We start from the raw sequence: 10,575 nt of genomic DNA, 5'->3' as shown, positions 1-10,575 counted from the left end.
AGACTGCGGGAACGGCAGGTCTTCACGGGCCAGGACATCCATGCCCAACACTAGATCTAGTGGGTGTGGGAATCAACCGGATAGGCAAGCTATATACTATCGTAGCGACATAGCAGGCGGTCACGAACACCGCAGTGAACTTCCCACGACATCTTGTTTTGGACGTTTGCTGACGTCTTCTCGGCACCGATTGCCGGTAGCTTTTCAACAAGCTGCGCATAGTCAGGCTCCCCCCTACGGCAACCGACCAATCCGTTCGGTCAGCAGCGAAAAATAGGCGTCGGCATCGCCGGAGCGCACCCAGACGGCGTTTTTCGGCCGGTCGGTGACGCCCCAATAATCGCAGACCGTCATCCCCCGCGTCAGCGGGCTGGCGGTTTCGATCGCCACATTGACCGACCGTCCGGTGAATATCTCCGGCTTGAGCACAAAGGCGGTGACGCAGGGATCATGCAGCGGCGCGCCCTCCCAGCCGTATTTCTCCACGTCGAACCGCGCCGAAAAGCCGAGCATCGCCGCCACCGCCGCGCCGGAGCGGTTGCCGAGATCGCCGAAGGCGGCGATCCGCTCCCGGGTCGAGCGCATCTGGTGGGTCACGTCGAGCGGCAGCACGGTGATCGCCGCGCCGCTGGCAAAGACGATCGCCGCCGCCTCCGGATCGACGAAGATGTTGAATTCCGCCGCCGGGGTGATGTTGCCGGCCTCGAAACAGCCGCCGCCCATCAGGACGACGTCCTTCAGCCGCGCGGCGATGTCCGGCGCCTTGGTCATGGCCAGCGCGACATTGGTCAGCGGCCCGAGCGCCAGCAGCCGGATCGTGCCGGCCGGATGCGCACGGATCGTCTCGATCAGAAAGTCGACGCCATGGCCGTCCCGGGCGGCAAGCGTCGGCTCCGGCAGATCGGGACCGTCGAGCCCGGTCGGGCCGTGGACGTGCTCGGCGGTGACCAGATTGCGCAGCATCGGGCGCTCGCATCCGGCATGAACCGGCACCTCGGTGCGGCCGGCGAGTTCCAGGAGCCGCAGCGCGTTGCGGGTGGTATGGTGCAGCGGAATGTTGCCCGCGACCGTGACGATGCCGAGGATGTCGATCTCGTCCGGCGAGGCCAGCGCGGTCAGGATCGCCACCGCGTCGTCCTGTCCCGGATCGGTATCGAAGATCACTTTTTCGGCCATGCGACGTCACTCCAGCGCGTTGTTCCGCGTCCCGATATCATTGGGATCGTTGGGCAGAAAGAGCTTGGGTGGGTGCCGGGCTGCTTCGCACACGGTCGGCGCGGTGCGGCCAGGCACCGCAGAAAAAAGGCGCCCCGGAAGGGACGCCTCGCTACGGTGATGTTTCACGACACGTCAGTAAGGGCAGGACGAATCCGTCGAGTAATCGTGGACCTCGATCTCGCCGGCGATGATCTTCGCCTTGGCCGCTTCGGCCGCGGCCTTCATCTCCTCGGTGACGAGCTCGGCGTTGTTCTCGTCCATGGCGTAGCCGACGCCATCCTGTTCCAGCCCGAGCGTGACGGTGCCCGCCTTCCAATTCCCCTTCGCCGCGTCCTCGAAGGTCGAATAGACGGCGTTGTCGACGCGCTTGACCATCGAGGTCAGCACCTTGCCCGGAAACAGGCCGTTCTGGTTGGAATCGACCCCGATGCCGTATTTGCCGGCGTCCGCGGCCGCCTGCATCACGCCGATGCCGGTACCCCCGGCGGCGTGGAAGACGACGTCGGCGCCCTGGTCGATCTGGGACTTCGCCAGCTCGCCGCCGCGCACCGGGTCGTTCCAGGCCGCGCCGGTGCTGCCGGTCATGTTCTCGATGACCTTGGCGTCGGCGGAGACCGACTTGACGCCGCCCTTGTAGCCGCAGGCGAATTTGGAGATCAGCGGGATATCCATGCCACCGACGAAGCCGACGGTGCCGGTCTCCGACTTCATCGCCGCGAGGATGCCGACTAGATAGGAGCCCTCTTCCTCCTTGAACAGGATCGATTGCACGTTCGGCGCCTCTACGACGGCGTCGATGATGGCGAATTTCGTGTCCGGATATTCCTTCGCCACCGCTTCCAGCGCTGCGGCCTGGCTGAAGCCGACGGAGATGATCGGGTTCGCTCCGTCGCGGGCGAACCGGCGCAGCGCCTGCTCGCGCTGGGCGTCGTTGACGATCTCGAATTCGCGGTATTCGGTGCCGGTGTCGGCCTTGTATTTCTCGGCGCCGTCATAGGCGCCCTCGTTGAAGGATTTGTCGAACTTGCCGCCGAGATCGTAGAGGATCGCCGGGGCGAATTCTTCGGCCGACGCTGCGGTAACCGACAGGAGGGAGGTGGCGAGGAGTCCGGCCAGGAACTGTTTCATGGAGTGTCCGATCCCTGTTGCAGATGATGGGTCTCAAAACCGCCGATCGTCGGCGGAGGGACGCCACGGCCGCAAGGCGGGCCGTGCCTGCCGAGAGACTGGCACGGCCCGCGCCGAGAATCATCTGAAATCCGCGACGATGGAAAACGGGCTCATCCGCGTTTGATATCACCCTGCCTTGTCCGCCGAGGTCTCGCCGCAGGGAGTGCTATTCCGCCGCCTCGGTCTTCAGCCCGATCGGGCAGGAAATTCCGGTGCCGCCGACGCCGCAATAGCCACTCGGGTTCTTGGCGAGATATTGCTGGTGGTAGCCCTCGGCGTAATAGAATTCGGTCGCGGGCGCGATCTCGGTGGTGATCGTGCCCTTGTGGCCAGCCTTGGCGAGCGCCTGCTGATAGGCCGCTCGCGACGCGGTCGCGGCATCGAGTTGCGCCTGCGAGGATGTGTAGATGCCGGAGCGATACTGGGTGCCCATGTCGTTGCCCTGGCGCATCCCTTGCGTCGGGTCGTGACCTTCCCAGAATGTCGTCAACAGGCTTTCATACGAGACCACCGCCGGATCGAAGACGACCAGCACGACCTCGTTCTGCCCGGTCTGGCCGGTGCAGACTTCCTGATAGGTTGGGTTCGGCGTCGCCCCGGCCGCATAGCCCGCCGCCGTCACATGGACGCCGGGCAGCTGCCAGAACTTCCGCTCCACGCCCCAGAAGCAGCCCATGCCGAAGATCGCCGTTTCGGAGCCATCCGGGAAGGGCGGCTTCAATGGGTGGCCGTTGACGAAATGGGTCTCGGCGGTCTCGATCGGCTCGGCCCGTCCCGGCAGCGCCTCTCCGCCCACCGGCAGCTTCATCTTCTTGGAAAACATATCGAGAATATACATGAACTACTCCTTGTTCGGCGCCGAGGCGCCAGCGGACAGGCATCAGCGGACCAGGCGGCGGCGCGTCTTGCGCTCGCGGCCGGCGAGCAGCAGGACGAGGCCCGCGACACCGGCGGTGATCGAAACCGACCAGCGGCCGATCTCGGCGAGCATGGCGGCCACCGTCGCGCTCTGGACACCGGATGGCTCCAGGCTCCCGCCCATCATCGCCAGCGCCTCCGTCACGCTCATCAGACGCGTCGCCTGATCGGCGAGCGAGCGGGCGATGTCGCCGACGGCGAACACGACGGCGATGGCGAGCAGGAGGCTGCCGATCAGACGCACCAAAAACCGCATGAACCTGTCGCTCCCATCCTGTCACTTGGCGACCCGTCGCGCCACGGCGCCGCCCTCCGCCCGCGCAGACCGGACTGGCCGCAGGACCGCCGTCGCCTGCTTGGATACCATGTGGGGATTACCCCCGTCGGCGGCAATGTAGCGCCCTTGCGACCAGCCCGGAAGTTTGCTGAATTCGCGGGTTGAACCGCGGAGCGTTCTGGCTATAGTCCGCGGCTGTTCGAGACAGGGCATCGACCCCGGCGTTTCGCTTCGCCGGTCTGTCCGGCGCGGATGAATTCCGGAGAGGGATGTCGTTGCCGAGAGGCGACGAGAGCGGGATGCAACCTCCCGCTTTTCGGCTCGAATGCACGGAGAGGTGGCCGAGTGGTTGAAGGCGCACGCCTGGAAAGTGTGTATACGGGAGACCGTATCGAGGGTTCGAATCCCTCTCTCTCCGCCATTATTATGCCCCGCACAATACTCATAACCCATTGATATTACTGCATAAATCGCGATTTCCGATTTTCGTCTGACCTCGCATTGGCAACCTATGCTATACATTTTGCTGTGCATTTTGCGGGCAAGATCATGAACATCACCAAACGCGGCAGCACCTATCATCTCGTCCGGCGCGTGCCCAAGCGTTACGGCAGCGTCGAGCCGCGCGGGACCATCTGGATAAGCCTGCACACCGATTCCGAGAACGAGGCCAAGCGCAAGGCCCCGGTCGCGTGGAGCCTCATGGAAGCCGCGTGGGAGGCCCGTCTTGCTGGCGAGGTAGACGACGCCGAACGGCGCTATGAGGCCGCGCGCAATCTCGCCGCCATGCGCGGCTTCCGCTACCTGCCCGTCGAGAAGGTCGCCGCCCTGCCGCGGCGGGAACGGCTTGAACGCTTGGAAGCGGTCATGCGCAACGGCGAGCCGGACCGGATCGAAGCGGCCGCCATCCTCGGCGGGGCCGCACCACCGCCGATCACCGTCAACCGGGCGCTGGAAATGTTCTGGACGCTCGCCAGGGACCGCACCCTCGGCAAAAGCGAAGACCAGCTTCGGCGATGGAAGAATCCGCGCATCAAGGCCGTGCGCAATTTCGTCGAGGTCGTCGGCGACAAGGCCATAGACCAGATCACGCCCGACGACGTGCTCGAATTTCGCCAGTGGTGGCTTGAGCGGGTCGAGACCGAAGGCAAGACACCCAACAGCGCCAACAAGGACTTCACGCATCTCGCCGACACGTTGCGGACGGTCAACCGAATGAAGCGGCTGGGGCTGGTCCTGCCCTTCACCGACGTCGCCCTGAAGGAAGGCGAGAAGCGGGTACGGCCGCCCTTCTCGACGGAATGGATCAAGACCAGATTGCTTGCGCCCGGCGTGCTCGACGGACTCAACACGGAAGCGCGCTGCATCGTCCTCGGCATGGTCAACACCGGTTATCGCCCCAGCGAGGCGGCCGGCCTGTTGCCGGAGCATATTCGGCTCGACGGCACCGTGCCCTATGTCTCTATCGAACCGGTCGGACGGCAGCTGAAGAACGCGACCAGCAAGCGGATTATCCCGCTGGCGGGCGTGTCGCTCGACGCCTTCCGGCAATGCCCCAATGGCTTTCCCGCCTATCGTGGCAAGGACAAGATCAGCGACACCGTGAACAAGTTCCTGCGCGAGAACGGGCTGCTCGAAACGCCGCATCACACCCTCTATGGGCTCCGGCACGCGTTCGAGGACCGGATGATCGCCGCCCGCGTTGACGAGCGCGTGCGGCGCGACCTGTTCGGCCACGCCTACAATCGCGAGCGCTACGGCAGGGGGGCTGATCTCAAGCATCTTCACGAGGTCGTTTCGAGCGTCGCCTTATGCGCGCGTTCCAACGCTTCCAGTTCTTCCAAATCGCGTTCGAACGCTCGGAAGATCGGAAGATAGACCGGGTTTTCGCGCACGAGTTTTGCCGCTGCGGCATGGGCTTTGCGCACCCTCGCCAACATATCCATTTGACCGAACCTTTGGTTACGGTCCCATTCGCTGAGTTACAGGCGAGCGGAGAGGTCAGGAATCCACTTGCCCGGTTGGGTCAGAACGTGCCGTTCAGCCGCACGTTGGTCGTGCCGGACGGGTTGACCGCCGTGGCGACGGAAACGCCGATCTTCGTGTTGCCGGTCACCGTGATCGTGACCAGCCGCGCGGCGTTATCCCAATAGACGGGATCGCCGACGGCCATGGCGTCGAGCGCGACCTTCGGCAGGGGAAAGACGCCGACGGTCACAAGGTCCACGTCAGCGCCGATCGCGGCGTCGCCAGCGGCCACGCCGAAAATGCTGCCGATCAAAGCGCCGTCGCCAGCGGCCAGGGCGTAGGGGGCGGGAAGGGTCAGGTTCTCGCCCTTCTGCACAAAATTACGCATGGTCAGATTCCTTTCGAAGTTTTGAAGAGGATGGTGGAAGGCCGCTTGCCTGCAATCGCCGCGTCGGCTGCCGCGAGCGCGGCGGCCATTTCCCGGTCGGAGCGATACTCGACTTCCTCGCCATTCTGATCACGGAAGCGGCGCACGCCCTGAAGACGAGCCTCGAATAACGCGTCGCGCCACGCGACCAGATCGGCGAGGGAAGCGGCCATGGTTACGCGCCCGGATTGAGGTAGGCACCGCGCCAGTCGACGGCACCCGCCCCGAAATCGAGCACGACGCGGAACTCCATTCCGAGTACGTCCCAGCCCTCACGGGAGGCCATCTGCGGCCCCTGCGCCGACGACAAATACGCGAATTCCAACACGGGCAGGACCGCCGGATCGGCGAAGATGTACCAGCTCGAATCGGTGATCCCGGGTTCGATCAGCAATGTGAGCTTGCCAGCGAACGGGTTCGCGTCGCCGAAGGTCGTGGCGTAGATCGTCGCGAGCACCTGTTCCGCCGCCGTCTCAAGCGCCGGCCCGACGACAAGGTATTTCGGCGTCGCGTTGATCGGCGTCACGCCGTCCAGCGCCTTCATGCCGCGCATGGCGAGGCGAGCGTCGGACAGGGCCGTTACGTCGCCCGTCGAGCCCAAGGCCACGCCGGGCGCGGCAAGGTTGCCATGGGCAGCGCTGAAGAGGTCCGCGCCGTCCTCGCCCATGGCCGGATTAGCGAGCAACGTGTTGACGAGAAGATTCGCCTCGGTTTGCGCCGCCATCCGGCCGGCCGTCGCGCCCCAATCGCGAAAAGCGCCAAGGTCGTCATTGATCAGCGCCTTGCGCGAAATGGCGAACTGCGTCGCATAAGTGTCGAGCGCATAGGACTCGGCCGACTCGCCGCGCGACGTGTGCGTGATTTCCCCCGACTCGCTCACGCGCTCCAGTTGGCCGATATCGGACAGCTTCAGTTTCGTGCCGGGCCGGAAATCGGACAACGTCGTCTGGCGAGCGAGCGTCGTCTTGATCGGCGACGCGGCCGCCTGATAGCTCGCCATCAGCGTGCGGTTGCCGGTGGTGCTGAGCAACTGCGGGAAGTCGCTGGTCGTGTGCATCGCCGCCCGAAAGAGCGCATCCGGGTCCATGGCGCGGGTTGAAACACCAGCGGCTTCCACGCAAGCCCGCGCCATATCACGGAGAGTTTCGGCCATGAAAGGGCGCGCTTCGTCGGTCGGCGCGGTGCCTGATACTCGCGCGTACAGCGCGTCAGCGCGCCGGGTGCGCATGACGGCCGGGTCTTCGCTGGATGGGCTCACGACGCGGATGCGCGGCGTGTTGCGGGTCCGCGTCTGCATCGCCTCGAATGCCTCCGCACGGGCTTCCGTGACAGACAAGTCGCGGTCGATCATATCGTCCGCCTGGTCGGTCGTCATGCCGGCGGAGCGGGCAATCTGGCGGATGGCGGCGCGGTTTTCGGCCGGGGTGTCTTCGACGATGATGTCTTCGTCTTCCATGTTCTCAATCCTGAAGGTTGCGCCCGGATCGGCCGGGACCGGCACGGCGGAAACTTCAAAGATCGACCACGCCGCCGCCGTGCGGACGCGAACCTTGTTTTCGATGGAGTCGGCCCAGCGTTGGACGCGGTAGCCGACGGAAACGCCGCGAATGATGCCCTGCCGAATGCGCTCGATGATGGGCTTCACATCGTCGGACTGAAGCAGGCGGATCGTGGCAATGAGCGCGTTGCCGTCCATGCGATATGCGGTCACGACGCCAATGGTGTCGCGGGCGCTCGCCTGCCGATGGCCGTCCAGGACGGGCGCGCCGACAAGCCGCGTCGCGTCGAGCCCGGCCGGGTCGAGCCGCTCGACGTACCCGCCGCGATGGTCGCGACGGGCGACGTCCGAAAACGTCGAGATGGTCGCTTCGACGGTCAACGCCGCCTCGTCGAACGAGTCGGGCGAGATGACCGCGCGGCGCGTCATTACGTCCTGCGATTCAAGTGGCAAGTTGCCGTGGCGGACACGGTTGACAGCCACGTCCTCACGGCGCTGCGCTGCGGTGAGCTTCCTAGTCATCGGCATTCGCGGACTCCTTCATCGTGTCGGCGGCGATCTCTTCGTCGAGCTGTTCGATCGACCAGCCGCGTTCGGCGACGGCCTTGCGACGACTGGTCAGCCCGGCCTCGATTTCGGCGACGGTCGCTTGCGTGTCCTTCAGCGGGTCGACCTGCATGGGCTTGGGCGGAAGCCATTCGACCGCCAGCCACTCGGGGCCGAAGTCGTCGAGTTCGCCGGACAGCACGGCATAGGTGATCGCCCGGCGGTAAACCGGCGTGAGAAATTGCGGAACAAAAGTGCCGTACTGGATTTGCTCGACACGCTGGCGGAACGGCAGCAATCCGGCGCGCAAGGAGCTGTAGTTCGCGCCGGTCAGATCGCCGTCCACGAAATGCGTCGGCAGGCCAAGGCCGGCGGCGAGTTGACGAAGCTGTGCCTTGACGAACTCGGTCGTTTGTTGCGCTTGCTGGGGCGTCGAAAACTTCACGTCCACGCCCGTGGGGAGGCGTTTCAGCGTGCCCGGTTCGAGTCCGGTTTCGAGGATTCCCCCCTCGCCGGTGCCGTCGAAAACTTCACCTCCGACGCCGTTCTGATCGACCAGGAACCCGGCATGCATGGCGGCGACTTTCGCGCCGACAAGCAAGGCGTCGAGCAACTGGTCCAATTCGCTGGCGGGTAAGATGATGGGCGCGAGCCAACTCGCGCCCCGGACCTGCCCCGCCGCCAGCGGCTTCATGACGTGAAGGATTTCGGATGCGTCGATCCGCACGGGCGGCGCGTAAGTGGCGAACTGGTCGTGCGGGCGGTGGGGTAAAACGTGGTAGGCGACGCGGCGGCCGTCGGTGTCGAACTCGACGCCCTGGACGATCACGCTGCCGTTGCCGAGTTCACGGGTCATCGACTCGTCGATCAGCTCCGGTGGAATCAGCCGGAGTCGAACGCCGTCGCCGAAATCGAGGGGCTGAACGAAGGCTTCGCCGTCCACGACAAGACCGCGCGCGATCTCGGCCTGGATTCCCCAAAAGGTTGTGCGGCCGTCGGCGTCCGCCACTTCGGCCCAGGTGTTGAAGAGCGTCGCCAGTGCCTTCCGGGCGGCCGCGTCGGGATGCTGGGAAGTCGGCATGATCCCAGGGCCGACAAGCGAGCCGGCCCAGTTGGCGACGGCGTTGGAAATGAAAGGGTTGTTCGTCGCCAGATAGCGGGCGCGACCGCGAAGGCTCGCCCCGGCGGCTGCCACTTCCGGGTTGATCCGATGGAATGTGCCCATGCCCCAGCCGCGCCGGCCGCCCGCCGCGCCATCGAAACGGCGCACGTGCTGCGGCCGCGTCTCGCGGCGGAAGAGGCGGTCAAAGAAGGCCATCGTCAGTTGATCGTGCGCCGGGTGCGAGGATGGATGCGATCAAGAACGCCGGTCAAATCGACCGAAAAGTAGGACCGCTTTTCGTAGTCGCCGACGGTGTACTCCCAAGCCGTCGCCTCGCCTCGCTCGATGGCGTGGAGACGACCGGTCTTGGTCAAGCGGCCGTTGCGGGCGAGCACCCAGAGTTCCGCATACCAGTCGCGCGCGCCTTGTTCGTACTGGCGAATGATATGCATCCCTGGAGTGGGTGCGGGAGGCTTCGAACCTTCGTAGTCGTCGCGCCGCCAGACATTGAACAAGCGACTAACGGCGAGCGCGGAATCCGTGTCGGCAACGCCCATTTCGCCCATGCGGATCAGCATTTCGGCGACAAGACACTGGTCCGGGAGATACAAAAACGACTGCCGTCCTTCTGTCTCTTTCGCGACCGGCTTCAAGTAGCTTTGCTTGTGATAATGGCGGACCAGACCGACGATTTTTTCGAGGTCGCGACCGGTCGGGGTGAGCGCCTTCGCGATGTCCCCGACCGTAAGCAGGTCGCCGGGATTTTTGCGCACTTCGCGGGGCATGAAAATATTCACGAGCGTGACTCCTAGCTTCAGGATGACCGCATCATACTCGGAGTCACGCCACGGTTGCAAGTGGAAATGATAGTGATTTCAATGACTACCAGCGGTTGACAATGCGCACGAGGGTTGACCGGGAGGCCGACTCCGGGTATTCCTTGCTTGCCGTCGGTCGTGGCAGCCGGCGGTCCCATGACTGGCCGGGCGGGCGACTGCCCGGCCTTTTGTCCAAAGGACGGATGATGGACGCGAACACATTCCGAGGATTGGCCTTGGCCGGGACGGCGTGTCTCGGCGGCGCGGGAGGCCGCACGTCGAGCGCATCGGCGGTCACACGCTCGGCACGCGCGCGGCGTCGGTCATTCGAGCGGGAAGTCCGCAAGCTCTTCGCTGCTTATGAGCGCGAGCATGGTGTCGCAGTCCCGTGGCACTTGACCGACGACGAGGTCAGGGAATGGCGCGACCGTGATCCGGCCTTCGCGGCGCTGGTCGAGAAGATCGACGACCTTCGCTGCAAATGGCTCGGCTGATTATTCGAGAATCGTCCCGCCATCGCGGGACCAGACCATGGCCCAAAACGAGGCTTATCCCGTTGTCCCAGGTCGCCCTAAATGTGGTATCTTGACCCGGATGGGCTGCCGGAACGGTGGCTATGACGGGACAGCCGAT

The 10,575-nt window shown here is 64.7% G+C and carries 11 protein-coding genes and 1 tRNA gene; 3 read left to right on the top strand and 9 right to left on the bottom strand.

Annotated elements, in window-relative coordinates; all coding sequences use genetic code 11:
- Positions 1-234: 234 nt before the first annotated feature.
- From VQ044_RS22230 to VQ044_RS22215, 4 genes are all read right to left on the bottom strand, one after another.
- Entirely contained in the window at positions 235-1,176 is a 942-nt protein-coding gene (locus tag VQ044_RS22230) for a nucleoside hydrolase (RefSeq protein ID WP_327649580.1), read from the bottom strand.
- Between the two features lie 174 nt (positions 1,177-1,350).
- The gene (locus VQ044_RS22225) at positions 1,351-2,346 is read right to left on the bottom strand and encodes a BMP family lipoprotein (protein ID WP_327649579.1); all 996 of its coding nucleotides are present in this window, start codon (positions 2,344-2,346) and stop codon (positions 1,351-1,353) included.
- A gap of 208 nt (positions 2,347-2,554) precedes the next feature.
- Positions 2,555-3,226, bottom strand: a complete 672-nt coding sequence (gene msrA, locus VQ044_RS22220) for a peptide-methionine (S)-S-oxide reductase MsrA (RefSeq protein ID WP_327649578.1) — start codon at positions 3,224-3,226, stop codon at positions 2,555-2,557.
- Positions 3,227-3,268: 42 nt separating this feature from the next.
- Complete coding sequence (locus VQ044_RS22215; protein WP_327649576.1) at positions 3,269-3,562, bottom strand: hypothetical protein; 294 nt, start codon at positions 3,560-3,562, stop codon at positions 3,269-3,271.
- Positions 3,563-3,914: 352 nt separating this feature from the next.
- Here VQ044_RS22215 and VQ044_RS22210 point away from each other — a divergent pair.
- Positions 3,915-4,004 (top strand) — tRNA-Ser (locus tag VQ044_RS22210).
- Positions 4,005-4,132: 128 nt separating this feature from the next.
- On the top strand, positions 4,133-5,461 hold the full coding sequence (locus VQ044_RS22205; RefSeq protein ID WP_327649574.1) for a DUF6538 domain-containing protein: 1,329 nt from the start codon (positions 4,133-4,135) through the stop codon (positions 5,459-5,461).
- 148 nt (positions 5,462-5,609) lie between these two features.
- Here the strand turns inward: VQ044_RS22205 and VQ044_RS22200 are convergent, their stop codons facing one another.
- From VQ044_RS22200 to VQ044_RS22180, 5 genes are all read right to left on the bottom strand, one after another.
- The gene (locus tag VQ044_RS22200; RefSeq protein ID WP_327649572.1) at positions 5,610-5,939 is read right to left on the bottom strand and encodes a DUF2190 family protein; all 330 of its coding nucleotides are present in this window, start codon (positions 5,937-5,939) and stop codon (positions 5,610-5,612) included.
- 2 nt (positions 5,940-5,941) lie between these two features.
- Positions 5,942-6,151, bottom strand: coding sequence for a phage head-tail joining protein (locus VQ044_RS22195; RefSeq protein ID WP_327649571.1), 210 nt, complete (start codon positions 6,149-6,151; stop codon positions 5,942-5,944).
- Between the two features lie 2 nt (positions 6,152-6,153).
- On the bottom strand, positions 6,154-8,004 hold the full coding sequence (locus VQ044_RS22190) for a prohead protease/major capsid protein fusion protein (RefSeq protein ID WP_327649569.1): 1,851 nt from the start codon (positions 8,002-8,004) through the stop codon (positions 6,154-6,156).
- Positions 7,991-9,247: a phage portal protein gene (locus tag VQ044_RS22185; RefSeq protein WP_327649581.1), complete on the bottom strand. Its 1,257-nt coding sequence runs from the start codon at positions 9,245-9,247 to the stop codon at positions 7,991-7,993. Before VQ044_RS22185 ends, VQ044_RS22190 begins: the two co-directional genes overlap by 14 nt.
- A gap of 95 nt (positions 9,248-9,342) precedes the next feature.
- Positions 9,343-9,981 carry a hypothetical protein gene (locus VQ044_RS22180; protein WP_327649568.1) on the bottom strand — a complete coding sequence of 213 codons (639 nt, stop codon included), beginning with the start codon at positions 9,979-9,981 and terminating at the stop codon, positions 9,343-9,345.
- A gap of 167 nt (positions 9,982-10,148) precedes the next feature.
- Between VQ044_RS22180 and VQ044_RS22175 the strand changes: the two genes are divergently transcribed.
- Positions 10,149-10,436, top strand: a complete 288-nt coding sequence (locus tag VQ044_RS22175; protein ID WP_327649567.1) for a hypothetical protein — start codon at positions 10,149-10,151, stop codon at positions 10,434-10,436.
- The last annotated feature ends 139 nt before the right edge of the window (positions 10,437-10,575 follow it).

It is taken from the genome of Aurantimonas sp. C2-5-R2 (assembly GCF_036549495.1).
GTDB classification, from domain to species: Bacteria; Pseudomonadota; Alphaproteobacteria; order Rhizobiales; family Rhizobiaceae; genus Aurantimonas; species Aurantimonas coralicida_A.
This window is presented reverse-complemented; position numbering and strand designations above follow the sequence as displayed.